The 16,614-nt window shown below is 43.7% G+C and carries 14 protein-coding genes; 9 read left to right on the plus strand and 5 right to left on the minus strand.

From position 1 onward, the window contains the following. Nucleotides 1-16: 16 nt before the first annotated feature. Complete coding sequence (locus tag N39L_RS26975; protein ID WP_006620250.1) at nt 17-3,682, plus strand: helicase-related protein; 3,666 nt, start codon at nt 17-19, stop codon at nt 3,680-3,682. Between the two features lie 115 nt (nt 3,683-3,797). Here the strand turns inward: N39L_RS26975 and N39L_RS26980 are convergent, their stop codons facing one another. Continuing rightward, nucleotides 3,798-5,018, minus strand: coding sequence for a GNAT family N-acetyltransferase (locus tag N39L_RS26980; protein ID WP_006620249.1), 1,221 nt, complete (start codon nt 5,016-5,018; stop codon nt 3,798-3,800). On the opposite strand from N39L_RS26980, the gene N39L_RS26985 reads away from it, so the two are divergent. Next, the gene (locus tag N39L_RS26985) at nt 5,017-5,142 is read left to right on the plus strand and encodes a hypothetical protein (protein WP_286131333.1); all 126 of its coding nucleotides are present in this window, start codon (nt 5,017-5,019) and stop codon (nt 5,140-5,142) included. The two genes, N39L_RS26980 and N39L_RS26985, sit on opposite strands and share 2 nt — an antisense overlap. A gap of 102 nt (nt 5,143-5,244) precedes the next feature. After that, complete coding sequence (locus N39L_RS26990) at nt 5,245-6,975, plus strand: ArnT family glycosyltransferase (RefSeq protein ID WP_006620248.1); 1,731 nt, start codon at nt 5,245-5,247, stop codon at nt 6,973-6,975. On the opposite strand, the gene N39L_RS26995 is transcribed toward N39L_RS26990, so the two are convergent. The 4 genes from N39L_RS26995 to N39L_RS27010 form a co-directional block, all read right to left on the minus strand. Then, a complete protein-coding gene (locus tag N39L_RS26995) occupies nt 6,972-7,367 on the minus strand; it encodes a hypothetical protein (RefSeq protein ID WP_006620247.1) in 396 nt (131 codons plus the stop codon). The two genes, N39L_RS26990 and N39L_RS26995, sit on opposite strands and share 4 nt — an antisense overlap. A 457-nt stretch (nt 7,368-7,824) precedes the next feature. Beyond that, complete coding sequence (gene surE / locus N39L_RS27000; RefSeq protein WP_006620246.1) at nt 7,825-8,640, minus strand: 5'/3'-nucleotidase SurE; 816 nt, start codon at nt 8,638-8,640, stop codon at nt 7,825-7,827. Nucleotides 8,641-8,813: 173 nt separating this feature from the next. Next, nucleotides 8,814-10,169: an IS200/IS605 family accessory protein TnpB-related protein gene (locus tag N39L_RS27005; protein WP_035736499.1), complete on the minus strand. Its 1,356-nt coding sequence runs from the start codon at nt 10,167-10,169 to the stop codon at nt 8,814-8,816. A 583-nt stretch (nt 10,170-10,752) separates the two neighbouring features. Further along, a complete protein-coding gene (locus tag N39L_RS27010; RefSeq protein WP_167538952.1) occupies nt 10,753-10,923 on the minus strand; it encodes a hypothetical protein in 171 nt (56 codons plus the stop codon). Nucleotides 10,924-12,125: 1,202 nt separating this feature from the next. Between N39L_RS27010 and N39L_RS27015 the strand changes: the two genes are divergently transcribed. The 6 genes from N39L_RS27015 (at nt 12,126) to N39L_RS27040 (ending at nt 15,522) form a co-directional block, all read left to right on the plus strand. Further along, nucleotides 12,126-12,350, plus strand: a complete 225-nt coding sequence (locus N39L_RS27015; protein WP_014276917.1) for a reverse transcriptase N-terminal domain-containing protein — start codon at nt 12,126-12,128, stop codon at nt 12,348-12,350. A 21-nt stretch (nt 12,351-12,371) separates the two neighbouring features. Continuing rightward, the gene (locus tag N39L_RS27020) at nt 12,372-12,782 is read left to right on the plus strand and encodes a reverse transcriptase domain-containing protein (protein WP_014276918.1); all 411 of its coding nucleotides are present in this window, start codon (nt 12,372-12,374) and stop codon (nt 12,780-12,782) included. After that, a complete protein-coding gene (locus N39L_RS27025; RefSeq protein ID WP_014276919.1) occupies nt 12,772-13,965 on the plus strand; it encodes a group II intron reverse transcriptase in 1,194 nt (397 codons plus the stop codon). The genes N39L_RS27020 and N39L_RS27025 overlap by 11 nt, the downstream gene beginning before the upstream one ends. A gap of 935 nt (nt 13,966-14,900) precedes the next feature. Then, nucleotides 14,901-15,095, plus strand: a complete 195-nt coding sequence (locus N39L_RS27030) for a reverse transcriptase N-terminal domain-containing protein (RefSeq protein ID WP_014276640.1) — start codon at nt 14,901-14,903, stop codon at nt 15,093-15,095. Nucleotides 15,096-15,116: 21 nt separating this feature from the next. Next, nucleotides 15,117-15,338, plus strand: a complete 222-nt coding sequence (locus N39L_RS27035) for a hypothetical protein (RefSeq protein ID WP_014276641.1) — start codon at nt 15,117-15,119, stop codon at nt 15,336-15,338. Next, entirely contained in the window at nt 15,298-15,522 is a 225-nt protein-coding gene (locus N39L_RS27040) for a reverse transcriptase domain-containing protein (RefSeq protein ID WP_014276642.1), read from the plus strand. The genes N39L_RS27035 and N39L_RS27040 overlap by 41 nt, the downstream gene beginning before the upstream one ends. Nucleotides 15,523-16,614 lie beyond the last annotated feature (1,092 nt).

The raw sequence follows: 16,614 nt of genomic DNA on the forward strand, positions 1-16,614 counted from the left end.
TGATTGAGGTTGACAGATGAAAGTCGCAGAAAATTTCGGAAGATTATTTGAGGTAGGTTTCAATATTGGGATTTTATCAGCCATATCCGAAGCTGAAATTAGCCATAATTTTGGTGATTTGTATAGTCGGGATTTGCAAAAATTGCGATTTCCTGAAATGCTACGAAAAATCATCAAAGATGAAAACATAACCGACGAAGAAGCCATTAGGAATAACTTAGAAAAATGGGGACTATTTTTGATTCAGAAAGGTTGGTTGTCGGGGTTAAACTTTTTTCGGGAATATCTGAAATCCTTGGGTAAAGATTACCATAAAAGTCACCATAAGTATGAAATTATTTATAATCAGTGTAGCTTTTCTGATGATAACAGTCTCAACCTATATCCCAAAGATAAACAGCTACAGATTGACCAGTGGTTATCGCAGTTAAAAGATGAATTTTCACCTCCCAAACCTAAGATAAATTGGGACAAATACAGCGGGAAAGGTGAGTTTTTTAAAGCGGATACCTTGATGTTACTCAGATACCGAAATAAGCTGAGAATATTAGTGGTAGATTTATCAATATTTTCGGTAAAAGCTATTGAAGATTTAATTGATTTAACGGACAAAAACCTAGACAACCAACGTCGGTTACTCAAACGAGAGATTAATTATCTGAAATCGAAAAGTGTTTTCGTAAAATTGCGGCTGGATACGGGAGACTCCGAAAATCTTGATGTGGAATTTTCGGAGGATCTCAAACGATACTTTACCGCATTTAAGCGACAGGATAAGGAATGCGTCAAATTAATTCAAGCTGCTAGTTATGCTTATAGCTTTTATGGTTTTTTACAACAATTCGGAGTAGTGAAACCGGACAACTCTACGATGATTAATGTAGTCGGATATAGCGATCGCAATCTTAGCAACCTATCCCTAAATCCCCAAAATCCACACCATTGGGATTTACTCGCGACCTGTGCGAATATTTATCAAAATGAATCCAAAGATGCAGAAATTACCACAGCTAGAAAACAGGTAATGGATCTAATTCGCCGCAATGTCGCCAAAAGTTTTAAAAATGGTAAATCCTTCCTAGAAAATCTATCTAATATTAGTCGCGATCGCCTTAATATCATCCCCCCCCACACAGAAATTATTGATGACTTTAGTTGTACCCTAGACCTGAGACAACCCCACGCGGAAGCTGTCCAAAAATCCCTCAACTCTGACTATACTTATATCTTTCTGACGGGAAATCCTGGAATTGGAAAAACTACGGCGATCGTGGATTTTTTGAAATCTCATATTGATGAGGGTTTTCTATTCTTTTATGTCAGTCCTCGTAAACAAGTCAACCTAGATATTATCGAAAAATTCAAAAACTCAGAAACTGATAATCTTAGCGACGATCGCCTATTTTGTGTCACCACTAACTACGCTCTCCTCCGAAATAACGCACCCTCTTTAACTGTTAATTATCTCGCCACCCAACATCAAAATGAGTTTAACATTCACTCAGTTAAATTCCTCCCGATTAACCATATAGAAAATACGCATTCATCTCACGGTTCTCCATTAGTTAACCGCTTCGCCGATAATCGCCTAAAACCATCCAAAAATAAGGTTCCTGGAGTATTATCAACCCTGTGTGAAGCCATATCTAATTTAATTAATGATAATTCATATAATCATATTCTCGCTATTGTCGCTACAGCTTGTATACAATCTTTACGCATGACTAATACTGGTAAGAATACCTTAGAAAACTTCGAGAAAATTTTTCAGAAAGCCTACAGTAAAAAAAAGAATGAAGTTGATAGTCAAAAAATGCAGTCCCTCTCCAAACGCATCAAAAATATATTTATTATGATTGATGAAATTACCGGAGATAATACCGGGGTAGAATTTCTAGACGGGATTCGCAAAATTATTGAAAAATACGAATTAACTAATCCTGAATATGGATTCAATACTAAGGTAATTGTCGCAGATGCTTCCATTGTTGACTCGGAAGTGATTACACAACACCTATCAGAAACGTCTCCCGAACCTGATAAAATTTTCTTCCGTCGGGTATCTCAACCAGATCTTGATTCTATCTCGTCTAAGGAATTTGAATTTAACAGAAAGTCGGCGATCGCTATTAACGCTAACTCCTATCCCGCGAAAGGTCTGACCATCACCTATAAACCCTTCATTGAATCTGTCCAATTTAATCAAGACCAACTATCCCAAACCAAAGAAAAACTTCCCGAAACGGTATTATCTGAGATTTTCGCCGATATTGATCGACTAATTCAGGAACCCAATACGGGTCAGATTTTAGTTTATATCCAAGACAAAATCAGACTAAAACGGCTAATTGAAGATATCCAAAAACAGCAAACCTTTGTCAAAAATCAAGACTATTTAGAGGTTCACGCTAACCTCAGCGATACGGAAAGACAAGAAATCCATCAATATCAAAACCAGGTTAAGGTGGTATTTATGACATCCTCCGCTAGTCGGGGTTTATCTTTCCCGAAATCTACTCATATTTTAGTGGAAGTTCCTCGGTTTCAAGTGGAAACTAACTTAATGGAAATTATCCAAGTTATTTATCGCTGTCGCGGACAGTTTTGGGAAGAAGGAAAATTGCAGACTTTTGATGATCACCAGAAATTTTTGACTTTTTACTTATGCGATCGCGCTGTTTACTACGGAGATGATAGCGACCCTAATCTCTCCATTCAAGAAAGCCTGATCAGTATGTTAAACCTGCTCGTTATTCTCAAAACTGCGATCATGACCAGAATACAAGGATATGGTCAAGTGGGAAGGGGTAACTTTTTGATGATTCCCATTGGAGGAAAATCTGTTTCTGCTTCTGGTCAAAGTTTCACGGGTCAGTTATCTACCTTAATTAAGGAATTATATAAAGAGTCTAAAAGACATCCTCAAAACACTACCTTAACCGCTGTCTATATGGGTCTTAAAGAGTTGCTGATTCAGTGTGAGTTTTGGCTAAATAGTGATGACTATAAATCTAGCAGCAAGAGTGACAACATCTCCTATTTAAAACTTATTCCAGAATTTAATGCTGAGTTTGCTAAATATTGTGACCCCTTAACAGGTTTGCTAGACCTGAAAACACCAGAACTTGCTCATATATGTGGTAGCTTAATCCTAGTTAATATTAGCTCTGATTTAGCAGAAAGTTACCAAATAAGATTGGCTAAAATTTTACAATCTGAGGAGGAAAAACTTTTAAAAAAAATGATTGCGATTCGTGATAGTTCCCAATATCCCCCTAGTCTCACTGCTAGTATTAAAGGTGCGATCGATTTAATTTATAAACTCCAAGAACACCACGATCGCACTCAAACACTTGAACAACAAAACTCCTGGGATTTTCAATATTACGCGATTCCCTTATTTACCTTTATTGTCGGAGACCAAATCCGCAATTATTTTCAATCCCAAATACCTGAAACGGAAAATGACAGTTTCCGTCGGATCTTAAGTCAATATGTTAATGTACTTTATCCATGTGAACAAGTCCTACCTATTGGCGATCGCTATCAAGAATTCCCTTTTGTCATCTTTAGAAGTTATAGTCTTGAACAAATGCGATCTAAGGTTTTTAGCGATCGCTATCTTCTCACCTCCACAGAATTAAATATCCTCAATCTCATTCTATCTCAGCATGACAATTGATCAGAAATTCTCAGAATTGGGGGTTGACAACTGAAAATTTATTGATTATAATTGGATGGGAGGGTGAATTATGCCTATACACTTGACTATAAAATCAACCCCGATAAAGTTCCCCTTAAAAATAATCCGAGAAAAACGGTTCATTACGAGGGATAATCATTTCCAGCAAATCCACCACTTGAGGGTCAGCGCGCAACCTTTCCACCTTATAGAAATAGCTAGGACGGCGATAATTCATCAACAAAGAAACCAGAGTTTGAATACTCATTCTCGCCTCATGACAGCTTTTTTTACGAGTAATGTTAGTCGTCCCATCATCCAGCCATTCCACCGTAAAAACACCATTATTATCATTCAACAAATCATCGCGCACAATGAAAGAGAGAGAAGTCGCATTAACCGGAGGCTGAAAAGGATAGAACTTGAGGAACTTTTCCACATCAATAATGCGCGCCATATAGTAAGGTGAAATTTCCTCAGTAATCTCCGAATCATCCAGTAGAAAAGCCAAAGGGTCATTAGTATACCGCCAACCTATAACCTTTTCCACCATAGATTGATGTGCGCTAATATAGTTCCATAGACCCCGGCGACCATCTTCATCCATATAAATCATATCCTTAATTTGAAAGATATCATTAGCAATGTAATAAAGCACATAACCCGCCGGTTGATCATTCTGATTATAATATACAGCAGCACGCAAATCATCCTGATCCCACCGCCAATATTCCTGCCATTCTAGGGAACCACGAATCAATGCGCCATGCTGTTGTTCAGCAAATTTTTGATAAACAGCTTTGATAATATCTCCCTCAGCCTGGTCACGCCGCACATAACCAGAAACCTCAGTAATGCGGGGTAATTTATGGTCAGGAATAGTGTATTTAATCTGGTCATTAATAATTTCCCAACCCTTTTTTCGATAATAGGGGATAGAATAGGGGTACAAATAAGAAATAGTTTGACCCATAGCTTTCATATCAAGTAATCCTTGCATAATCAGAGACTTAGCCAGACCATGTTGTGCATACTCAGGATAAGTTCCCACCCCAGTTAAACCACCCATCTTATAAATAACCCCATGAATATTAACCTCCATGGGATATATAGCAATTTGGGAGATTAACTTATCATGATCAAACCATCCCAAAACATGAGCAGCCTCTAGTATAGGTCGTTTTTCGCGCTCAATTTCCTCTTCATTCCAACCAATCTTATGCAAATCATGATTAGTAACTTGAAACACATAGCGCAATAACTCATTAAAGGCTTTGAGATCATCAATAGTTAATGTTCTCATCTGAAAGCCATGGTTTTTTTTCTGACTACCCATGTCCCGACTCTTCCCGGCTATGAAAGTTTCCCAACAATTCCTCAACCCTATATATATTAATCAAGCGATCGCCCCCCGCCGCCTCCCCAATCAGATAGAATCAGCCAGGAGAGCAAATATCTGAGTTCCTGTGTTAAAATTAGCACCAACTTACCTAGTTAAGGAAGATTTCCAACTAGCAAGAACTCTACAAATACCGTCAAACTGAGCGATCGCATGGGGGACTATGTTTCGTCGAATTTCCGCACACCGAACACCAAAAAGCCCAATATTCACTACCTACCAAAAAGCCGATCGCCTATGGGGATGGGGATTATGGCTCGCCGCCTTACTATTATTTACCATAGATTTAGGCGGAGTTGCCCTCCGAGACTGGGACGAAGGAATTGTCGCCCAAGTAGCGCGGGAGTTAATCACAGGGGATGCTAACTGGTTACACCCGACCCTAAACGGAGACCCTTACTTAAACAAACCCCCCCTAATTCATTGGTTCATCGCCCTATTTTACCAGATAGGGGGTGTAAACGAATGGACAGCCCGTCTACCAGGAGCCTTCTTAACAGCCACATCCGTACCCTTATTATACAGTTTAGGGCGGGAAATTTTCCACCGTCGCAGCCAGGCGATTTTTTCAGCCTTAGTTTATTTAACCCTAATTCCAATAGTCCGTCATGGCCGTTTAGCCATGTTAGATGGGGCGGTATTATTTTTTCTAGTCCTAATGATGGTCTGCGTATTGCGTGCGCGGCGAGATTTGCGCTACGCCTTGGGGTCTGGGTTAGCATTTGGGTTATTGTGTCTCACCAAAGGAGTGCTATTAGGGGTATTATTAGGAGCGATCGCCTTCGGATTTTTGCTGTGGGATACCCCCCGACTGTTGACCTCAAAATTCCTGTGGTGGGGCTTAGGGCTAGGCTTAGTACCCGTAGCGTTTTGGTATGCTTCCCAATGGCAATATTATGGCTTTGACTTCATAATCGCCAACCTAGTAGATCAGTCCCTAGTTAGAATTTGGGAGTCCGTAGAAAACCACAAAGGACCCCCCTGGTATTATTTGCTGGAAATCATTAAATTTAGCGCCCCCTGGCTATTATTCTGGTTAGGAGGATTAAGATTAGCTTGGCGCGATCGCAATTTAAGTTGGGCGCGGTTAACATTAGTGTGGACAGGAGTTTATCTAATCGCCGTATCTGCGATGAATACCAAACTCCCCTGGTATATTATGCCCATTTATCCAGCCTTCGCCCTAGCAGTAGGAAGTTATCTAGCCCTAGTTTGGGAAGAAGGAGATCATCAAATTGGTAGATGGCGAAAAACAAAGCCTTCCCCCAGCGTCCCCCCAGACCAATTGTTAACCCCAGATTATCCCTGTCCCCGTCCCGATAGCCTATGGCCTATATTTAGTCTCTTAGCCTTTGTAGCTTGGCTAGGAGGCCTATATTTAGGGGGAATGCTAACCCTAACTGATAGTCAATCTTTAGACATTAACCTTCAGTTAACCTTTGCTTCCGTAGCATTAACCATGGCTGTTAGCACCCTATTATTAGTCGAATGCGATCGGCAATTTTTAGTCATTCTCTGCTGGGGGATGTACCTATCCCTGCTGCTATTTGTTTCCTCACATCACTGGGTTTGGGAATTGGGCGAGTCCTACCCCGTCAAACCCGTTGCTAGTCTCATCCAACAACATACTCCCGCAGAGGCAAAGATTTACACATCTTACCCCCACTCGCGACCTTCCCTAGATTTTTATAGCGCCAGGCGAATACAGCCTCTAGTAAACGACAGCCTACAGCATTACTGGCACAATTCACCCTCAGCCTATTTTCTGGTTGATCAGCAAACCCTCAATAACCTGCAACTACCAGATACCAGAGTTTTGGGGACTGTAGAAGGGTGGACTCTAATTATGCCTTCTGAAAGTCCCAAACCCATCAAAGGATTAAAGCCAGTTTAGGGAAAAGGGTAATCGGCTGCATCTTGTTCCAATTCCGTAATACTAGGGTCAAGCATTTGGTTGTGATAATTTAGGCGATCGGTTGCTACCACTGCCAAACTTAACAGTAGCAGACTACTAACGATCGCCACTAAGGGAAACGGTTTAGTTGAACAAACATCACGACCAATTCTAGCCAACGGATGACTCTGTCGCCTTAGCATTCTACCGATCGCCCAATGTTGCCAAGAAAAAGGATCTCGCACATAATGACCACTGTTGCTAATTACCAGATGAGTATGGCAGTTAGGACAGGTAAACAGTCCGCCAAACACCCCTACTGAAGGCAAAACGCTAGTGTGGTGGCAAATGGGACAATTAACTGAATGAGAGTTAAAAGTATCAGCATTCATAGATGACTGTGTGTGAGTGAACGAACTTATCACCAGGGGGTGTCAACCCTTGGGCTTTAACCAACCCCCATGCTCCGACTTGCTATGATTAACATTCTATCTACTATTCTAGTCTACCGTTACATAAGACTTACGCAAAGTAACCCACAACTAGACTTTTCTATCTCCGATAACTGCTACTAGGGGCAGTTGGCGCTTCCGAACCTGCTTGATACAGAACTGTCGGCAGCACTCTGTCTACAGGCTAACATCGTCTCTTCCCCGTGCGTTGCCAATACGCTCTTTGGCTAGTTTTCCCGAAAGTTGATCGATGCAACGTACCCTACCCGGGGCGGGTTCAGTAATAGGGCGGGTGAGAATGATGACTGACTGTAGAACCCGCCCCTACCCTGCCTACAGAATTCGTGAAGTACCCTAACCTACTACCTTGAGGCAGGGGTATTTCACCCCGATTTAACTAGGTCTGCTGTCTCCAGTTTCTCACGGCGGCCACCAAATCCGCAAGGGGTTCTAAGGCTTTAAATTGGGTAAGGTTGTACTGAAGGGGGGTAATGGTAATATAGTTACTGCGGACGGCACTCACATCTGTGGGTGCATCATCTAAATTTTGATGGTCGATAACTTCTTCCACATCTTCGAGGAGTTCTCCGGCAAGCCAGTAGTAGGTTTTGCCACGCGGATCGACCCGTTTCTCAAAAATATCCACATAGCGCCGAATACCTTGGCGGGCGATCGCCACTCCCGAAATTTCATGTTCCCCAACAGCAGGAATATTAACATTAAGCAAAAATGCTTCCGACAATCCCTGATTTTCTAAAGCGTTAACCAGGGTGGTCGCAAAACCGGCCGCTACATCAAATTCAACAGACGAATAACTCGCTAGACTAAATGCAATACTAGGGATACCCTCAATCAAGCCTTCCATGGCGGCTGATACCGTTCCCGAATACAGGATATCCGTTCCTAGGTTGGGGCCGTGGTTGATACCTGACAAAACCATATCTGGCATACTGTCAAGTAAAGCAAACAACCCCAATTTTACGCAATCAGCCGGGGTTCCTGAACAAGACCAGGCGGTTACAGTGGGGTGAAAGACTGATGAACACTCTTCCGCACGAATGGGCTGATGTAGGGTCAATCCGTGACCAGTGGCTGAACGTTCGCGATCGGGACAGACAACAGTAACATCATGTCCCGCTTCCCCTAAACTATTAGCTAGGGAACGAATACCCAGGGCAAAAACCCCATCATCATTGCTGATTAACAGTTTCATCGACCACCATTTCCGCGCATTACAATTTGAACTTTTTTGAATTTAACGGCCGAGAAGCCCCGCCCTCTCCCCGTAGGGTTAGCGTCAGGATTAGTCCCGTTTCCATTCAGGGCTACTGCTTTGCTTAGTACGGCATGAAGCTCTCCCACCTGGCGTAGCCAGGTGGGAGTGTCCTATGCTAATCTTGAACTATCCAGAGTCCAAAGATCACACAGGCAAGCCCAGCTTCGGGGCGAGCGTCCAGAACGTTGGCTGGATAGGTCCTCACTGTCCTTTCGGCGAGTGAGCTGAAGAATACCTCTAGCCGCTATATTCTGAGAAGCATTGAGATCGCAGTTATAGCGCTTACCCGAGGCCAATGTTGCCAGCGCGTAGTTTTTTGCATCGCGCTTAACAATACCAGAACCATCGTAAGCCAGTTTAGAGGTATAGGCGGCAACAACATCAATCACTTCGCCACCTAACTCCTGCCACTTCATCTCTGTGTAGTCCCGGATCTTGGCTTTGAGCCACCCATGGAAGCGCTGGCGCAGGTTGGAGCGTCGTCGCCCACCTTTTGCCCTCCAACCTTTCAGGTTCTCAAAGACAATAGCAGCGGCATTGAACTTAGTCGCTATCTGCACAATCCGCTTAGACACAATGTGGCTAATCTGGTTGTTGATGTTCTGGCATTTTCGATAAGTGTTGGAGCAGAATCCCTTGTGGAGCTTTCCCCCCTTGCCCATCGTCTTGGATGCCCGCTTAGAAACGGACTTGAGCCGTTTATCTCGACGGTCTATGTCTCTTCCATGGTGAATGAATTCACGATGGATTACAGTACCGTCGAAGGTAACGACTGTCACAGTTGCTGTAGTGTTGATACCTAAGTCAACCGCGACTACATTCTGATCAGCTATCCGCTTCGCTGGCATACAGTGAAACGGAACTGATAGATAACAGGTTTGAGCGTCGAAAATCAACGAGGGCGACAATAGCTTATTGTCCGGGATCTCATGGCGGTTACATAGTCCCGTGATTTGAACTGTTGTCCAAACCCAGTCAGATCCCGTAAACACCTTGATTTCAATCTGCTCATAGCCATGTAGCTTATAGCATCCGCCCTTATAGAGCGTTGGATAACAGCCGGTTTTTGCCTGGAGTTGAGGCGGTTTAGCATCTTTGCGCTTCCGAGACATCCCACTTTGCCATTCCCGATACCGAGTCATATAGCTACTAACTTGTCCTACTGCCAACATGATGGCAGCACGGCGATAGTAGCTAGGGAATTTGTGGAACGTTATATCAATCAGCCCGTACTTGGGATGAGGGTTTTTCCCTGTTCGATGAATGAGTCGTTCAACAGCAGAAATCACATTATTTCCAGGCAAACTCCCTAACTCTGACCAGTGAGTGAAAACAATGCCTACCAAGTACCGACAGAACCGACGATAGACTTTCACCGTCTCGCCAAACAGAACACGTTGTTCTGCTGTTGGGTTCAACGTCCACTTGTCAGTACGGATAATTTGGGTGGGCTTCTTTGTTCTCATAGTCTCATTGTTCGTTATGGTCGAAAGGGAGGTCACCCTCCCCAACTCCAATTCCAAACCGTACTTGAGACTTTCACCTCATACGGCTCCTGATGTGGATACCCCTTTTGACATCGGGAACAGGGCAACAACTCCCTGCTTTGTGACTTCAACTTTTGGAGCTAAATACAACATCGTAGTCTTTAAACTCGCTCTCGTCATAAACACTCTTATTTGTCGCAGTCTCTATATCCACACCGTGACTAGTGGGCATATCCTAACCATTACAGTTAGGCATTAGCTTTCAGTCACATCCTTTCCCCTTAAAGGCATACGCTTACACTTTTCACTACTGTGCAGTTACATCCTGCTGAGAACCTATGAGGGGTTTAAACGTTCCGTTTATACGGGCATTCCATCTTTAGACTTGTCCTGTCCACCGGGGTAATTTTAAAGGTCTGTGTAGGTAGTGAATGAAAACTCCTACTTTTCCCCTTGCTCTTTTGAGCGCAGCGTATCAACCTATTTCGCTACTTAATAATTACGATGGTTCAAGCCGGAACATTCAGATTTCCTTAGTCATGGATGGTTGGCAGTGGTCGGATTATTGGGAATAGGTTTCCCTCACGCCTTCCGTTCCCCGCTTCAATCTGACGGGTTGTGATTCCTCAAACTGGGGGTGGCTATCGCCGTTACTCTCAACGCCCTGATTTCTCAGTTGGTTTATGACCTTGAGTCCCCTGCCTTGCTTAGATTTCTCCAAGCGTCGGGACATATAAACAGTTATGGGATGGTCAGGGGTGCGAATCCCTTATATTCCACCAAGGGGTGCAAGTCCCACTAGGAGGTTATTTCAGGCATTGCAGCCTTATTTGACTCCTAAACGTCTCGCACTCATGGTCTTATTGTACTACATCCAAGGTGTCAGTGTCCCGGTTGTGTAACACCCTTAAAACGGTGACTAGCAGGGAGATTAGAAAGCGTTACGCTGAAGAATGACGACCCTATTACTGGAAGCGTGTTTTTTGGAAGCGTGAATTTAGCGCCGTTTCTAGCGGTGGCGCTCCTCTTTCCATCCTCAAGTAGTACATTGAGAACCAGGGCTATGATGACTAAACCCCGCCGCTCCTTGACCCCCACCTCGGAACAGGTGGGGGAATGCGTCGCTAATTTTGTTCACCAACCCAGAAGCCAGCTACGATGGCCCGAAAATTGACCAACTTCTTTTGATTGACTATGATACTTGACAAATACGTGCGAAACGTTCAGGCACGCGCATAGGGTTGAAATACCTGAAATAACCGCCTGGTAGGGACTTCAACCCCTTGGGTGAATATAAGGAACGCACTCCTGACCATCCTCATAACTGTTTATATGTCCCAACGTTCGGTATAGAGATATACCAAACAAGGCAGGGAACCCAAGGTCAAAACGAACTAACCCATACAAATTCCTTATAGGAAGCCCAGAAATGGATAAGTAAAAGTTAGGAAATTAGGGTAACGGCGATAGCCACCCCCAGTTTTGGGAATCACAACCCCAGGATTGAAGCGGGGAACGGAAGGCTCCGAGATGTAACCTAACATCAGAAGTGAGACCACTGCCAACCATCCATGATTAGGGAAACCGAATGTTCGGCTTGAACCATCGTAAGAAGTAAGTAGCGAAATAGGTTTGATACGCTGCGCCCAAAAGGGTAAGGGGAAAAGTAGGAGTTTTGTATTTACTACCTATACAGACCTTTAAAAGTACCCCGGTGGATAGGACAAATCTAAAGATGGAATGCCCATATAAACGGAACGTTTTAAGTCCTCCTGGACTCTGATTATCTGGTCGAGATATCAGTAGGGATAAGTGTAACCGCAAGTCCTAGAGGATGTGAGATGTGACCAGAAGCCAACGCCCTGCTGTAATGGTAGGGATATGCTAACAGGTCACGGTTTGATTGTAAAGAAATAGAATCTAGTAGGTGTACATATGGCGATAGCGAGTTCAAAGAAAGGGTTTGGAAAACCAAAACCAATCAAGACTACGAACAACGCATGGAAGACAATCCCATGGACTAAGGTTCAACGGAAAATATTCAAGCTCCAAAAGAGTATATTTCAAGCAGCTAAATCGGGACAAGATGCAAAAGCTAGAAGGTGGCAACGTCTATTGGTGAAATCATATTATGCCCGGCTCCTAGCAGTGCGGCTGTAGGGGCGGGTTCCACGGTCAGCCATGCTTCCCAACAGTCAGCTTAATAAACCCGCCCCCCAAGCGGGTCAAGGCAAGAAAACAGCCGGTGTTGATGGAGTAAGAGTAATCTCTCCAAGACAAAGGTTTGAACTGGTCAAGAACATTAAGGGAAACCTCAAAGCAAAACCACTGCGACGGGTTTGGATTCCAAAACCTGGTAAAAATGAAAAACGCCCGCTAGGAATACCCACAATCCAAGATAGAGCAAGGCAAGCCTTGGTTAAATCGGCTCTCGAACCTGAATGGGAATCGAGATTTGAAGGCACGAGCTATGGGTTCCGTCCTGGACGGTCAGCCCAAGACGCAATTAGCAGAATTTATATTGCCATAAATCAAGGACAATACTATGTTCTTGACGCGGATATAGCAAAATGCTCTTACCGTGAACCATGAATACCTACTGTCCAAAATTCATTGTTCAAGCAGCCTAAAGAGAGACCTAAAACAATGGCTCAAATCGGGGGTGCTGGATAACGGCGTATTTGAGGATACAGAAACAGGAACACCTCAAGGAGGGGTAATAAGTCCAATACTCGCCAACATCGCACTGTTGGGAATGGAAAGGCTAGTTAAAGGAATGTATCCAAACAAAGGTACAGCCACCCAGGTGAACCTTATAAGATATGCCGATGATTTTGTGGTCATCTCCAAAGACCTAGGAATCATTGAACAGTGCCAAACTGCTATTTCTGAATGGCTAAAACCTGTAGGACTAGAAATAAAACCTGAAAAGACTCGAATCTGTCATACACTCAAAACTATTGAGTATGGTGGCAAGACCGAAGAACCTGGGTTTGAATTTCTAGGATTCAATATCAGGCAATATCCGATAGGAAAATATAAATCTGGGAAAACGGGGGGAATGGCAAGACGATTAATCGGTCACAAAACCCATATCAAACCCAGCCAAAAAGCAGTCAAAGCCCACACTGAAGTGATTAAGGGTGTAATTAAACAACATAAGACAGCACCCCAATCAGCCCTGATAAGTAGACTAAACCCAATTATAAGAGGATGGGCAAACTATTACTCAGCGGTAGTCTCAACAGAGACCTTCAATAAGCTAGACTTCATAATCTGGCAAATGTTACGGGCATGGACAGTATCAAGATGCGGAAAGGCAAGTCACGAAAAGCTAAGTAAATATTTCAGACATGGAACAATTAAACTTAGCAATGGGAAAGAAAGACACGAAAATTGGCTGTTCCAAACCAAAGATGGGTTACATCTGTTCAATCACAATTGGACTCCAATTATCAGACATACCCTAATACTCCCCGACGCAACACCATACGACGGAAACTGGACTTACTGGGCAACCAGGAAAGGACAAGCAATCGACACGCCAATTAGGGTAGCAAAACTACTCAAAAAACCAAAAGGTAGATGTACCTGGTGCGGGCAATTCTTTACCCCATCAGACTTAATAGAAGTAGACCACATTGTACCTAGAAGCCAAGGCGGAAAGGATGAATACAAGAATCTTCAATTACTACATCGCCATTGTCACGATGATAAAACAGCTCTTGATGAAAGAGACGTTGCTGTACTCTTAACAAGGAGACGGTCAAACTAGGAGCCGTATGAGGTGAAAGTCTCAAGTACGGTTCTGAATGGGAGGGGTAGACCGTGAGGTCTATCTCGACCCCTAATATTTAACCGGGAAAAATCTGGCTATTGCCCATTTAAATATCTGGGCATCGGACTAATTAAGATGATAATGAATAATTGATAGGTGCGAGACGTTCAGACGTAAATAGGCTGCAATGCTGAAATAACCGTCTGGTAGGGACTTCAGCCCCTCGGCTGAATACAAGGATGCACTCCTGACCATCCCTATAACTGTTTATATGTCCCAACATTTGTATAGAAATATACAGATAAGGCAGGGAACCCAAGGTCAACACACTCCGTAATAATTATTAACATTTCTTAATAATTGAAGGGACGGAAAACCGAACTGGAAAGAAATCGGGAAACCGAACAGGAATGAATGGAATGGAGATGAGGGTAACGGCGATAGCCACCCCCAGTTTTGGGAATCATAACCCCAGGATTGAAGCGGGGAACGGAAGGCGTGAAGTATAACCTACTACCAGATGCGACCACTGCCAACCATCCATGATTAGGGAAACCGAATGTCCGGCTTGAACCATCGTCATTATTAAGCAGCGAAACAGGTTGATACGCTGCGTTCAAAAGAACAAGGGAAAAAGTAGGGTATTTCATGTTGCACCTACACAGACCTTTAAAAGTACCCCGGTGGATAGGACAAATCTAAAGATGGAATGCCCATATAAACGGAACGTTGTAATCCCTCTAAGGCTCTAACAATCTGGTCGAGATAGTTAGAAGTGACAAATGTAAGCGAATGCCTTTGAGGGGGTGAGATGTGACCAAAAGCCAACGCCTTATTGTAATGATAAGGATATGCAGACGGGTCACGGTTTGATTGTAAAGAATAGAGTCTAGTAGGAGTTACTATGACGAAAGCGAGTTTAAAGAAAGGATTTGAGAAATCAAGACCAATCAAGACGTGCGTTTGTATGGAAACATATTCCATGGGCGAAAGTCCAGAGAAAAGTTTTCAAGCTCCAAAAGAGGATATTTCAAGCAGCTAAATCGGGACAGGACGCAAAGGCAAGAAGGTGGCAACGTCTACTGGTGAAATCATATTATGCCAGACTCTTAGCAGTGCGGCTGTAGGGGCGGGTTCCACGGTCAGCCATGCTTCCCAACAGTCAGCTTAATAAACCCGCCCCCCAAGCGGGTCAAGGCAAGAAAACGGCTGGAATCGATGGAATGAGAGTAATCTCCCCAAGACAAAGGTTGGAACTTGTTGAGAATATTAAGGGAAGCCTTAAAGCAAAAGCACTTAGGAGAGTATGGATACCAAAACCTGGAAGGGATGAAAAAAGCTGGAATAGGCATTCCTACAATCCAAGATAGAGCGAGGCAAGCCTTGGTTAAATCGGCTCTCGAACCTGAATGGGAATCGAGATTTGAAGGCACAAGCTATGGGTTCCGTCCCGGACGGTCAGCCCACGACGCAATAGCACGAATTTACCTAAGTATCAACAAGGGTGAATATTATGTACTGGATGCAGGTGCGAGACGTTCGGGTATGAAATAGGGCTGAAATGCCCGAAATAACTGCCCGGTGAGGATTCCAGCTCCGAATCTGGATATAAGGAGACCTCTCCTGAGCATCCTCATAACTGATTATATGTCCCGACGCTTAGGTAACTAAGCAAGGCAGGGAACTCAAGGTCATAAACGAACTGAGAAATCAGGGAGTAGAGAGTAACGGCGATAGCCACCCCCAGTTTTGGAAATCATAACTCCAGGATAGAAGCGGGGAACGGAAGGCGTGAGGTAGAACCTACTACCAAGACGCGACCACTGCCAACCATCTATGATTAGGAAGACCGAATGTCCGACTTGAACCATCGTAAAGCACGAGCAGCGAAATAGGTTGATACGCTGCGTTCAAAAGAGCAAGGGGAAGAGTAGGTGTTTCCGTCATACTACCTACACAGACCTTTAAAGTACCCCGGTGGAAAGGACAAATCTAAAGATGGAATGCCCGTATAAACGGAACGTTGGTGCGAGACGTTCAGGCATAAAATAAGGTTGAAATACCTGAAATAACCGCCTGGTGGGGACTTAAACCCCTTGGTTGAATATAAGGAGATCTCTCCTGACCATCCTCATAACTGTTTATATGTCCCAACGATTAGTATCCCACGATACAAATCAAGGCAGGGAACCCAAGGTCAAAACCAACTAACTCATACAAATTACTTATACAAATTCTACAAATAGATAAGTAGAAGTTAGAGAGTCAGGGTAACGGCGATAGCCACCCCCAGTTTTGGGAATCACAACCCCAGGATTGAAGCGGGGAACGGAAGGCTCCAAGGTGTAACCCAACACCAGAATCGAGACCACTGCCAACCATCCATGATTAGGGAAACCGAATGTCCGGCTTGAACCATCGTAATGATTGGGCAGCGAAACAGGTTGATACGCTGCGCTCAAAAGAGCAAGGGGAAAAGTAGGAACTTCAATGTCATAACTACACAGACCTTTAAAAGTACCCCGGTGGAAAGGACAAATCTAAAGATGGAATGCCCATATAAACGGAACGTTTTAACCCCTCTTGGGCTCTGACAATCTGGTAGAGAGAGTCAGTAGTGAAAGTGTAAGCGCAAGCCCATTAGGG

The organism is Limnospira platensis NIES-39 (assembly GCF_026000695.1).
Taxonomy (GTDB): domain Bacteria; phylum Cyanobacteriota; class Cyanobacteriia; order Cyanobacteriales; family Microcoleaceae; genus Limnospira; species Limnospira platensis.

What these genes read in the sequence shown, in the direction of transcription:
- N39L_RS27020 (WP_014276918.1), top strand. Translation starts at nt 12,372, where the DNA reads ATGCTTCCCAACAGTCAGCTTAATAAACCCGCCCCCCAAGCGGGTCAA.
- surE (WP_006620246.1), bottom strand. Translation starts at nt 8,640, where the DNA reads ATGAAACTGTTAATCAGCAATGATGATGGGGTTTTTGCCCTGGGTATT.
- N39L_RS26995 (WP_006620247.1), bottom strand. Translation starts at nt 7,367, where the DNA reads ATGAATGCTGATACTTTTAACTCTCATTCAGTTAATTGTCCCATTTGC.
- N39L_RS27005 (WP_035736499.1), bottom strand. Translation starts at nt 10,169, where the DNA reads ATGAGAACAAAGAAGCCCACCCAAATTATCCGTACTGACAAGTGGACG.
- N39L_RS26985 (WP_286131333.1), top strand. Translation starts at nt 5,017, where the DNA reads ATGTCCCGACTCTTCCCGGCTATGAAAGTTTCCCAACAATTCCTCAAC.
- N39L_RS27010 (WP_167538952.1), bottom strand. Translation starts at nt 10,923, where the DNA reads ATGTCCCGACGCTTGGAGAAATCTAAGCAAGGCAGGGGACTCAAGGTC.
- N39L_RS26990 (WP_006620248.1), top strand. Translation starts at nt 5,245, where the DNA reads ATGTTTCGTCGAATTTCCGCACACCGAACACCAAAAAGCCCAATATTC.
- N39L_RS27040 (WP_014276642.1), top strand. Translation starts at nt 15,298, where the DNA reads ATGAAAAAAGCTGGAATAGGCATTCCTACAATCCAAGATAGAGCGAGG.
- N39L_RS26980 (WP_006620249.1), bottom strand. Translation starts at nt 5,018, where the DNA reads ATGGGTAGTCAGAAAAAAAACCATGGCTTTCAGATGAGAACATTAACT.
- N39L_RS27015 (WP_014276917.1), top strand. Translation starts at nt 12,126, where the DNA reads ATGGCGATAGCGAGTTCAAAGAAAGGGTTTGGAAAACCAAAACCAATC.
- N39L_RS26975 (WP_006620250.1), top strand. Translation starts at nt 17, where the DNA reads ATGAAAGTCGCAGAAAATTTCGGAAGATTATTTGAGGTAGGTTTCAAT.
- N39L_RS27035 (WP_014276641.1), top strand. Translation starts at nt 15,117, where the DNA reads ATGCTTCCCAACAGTCAGCTTAATAAACCCGCCCCCCAAGCGGGTCAA.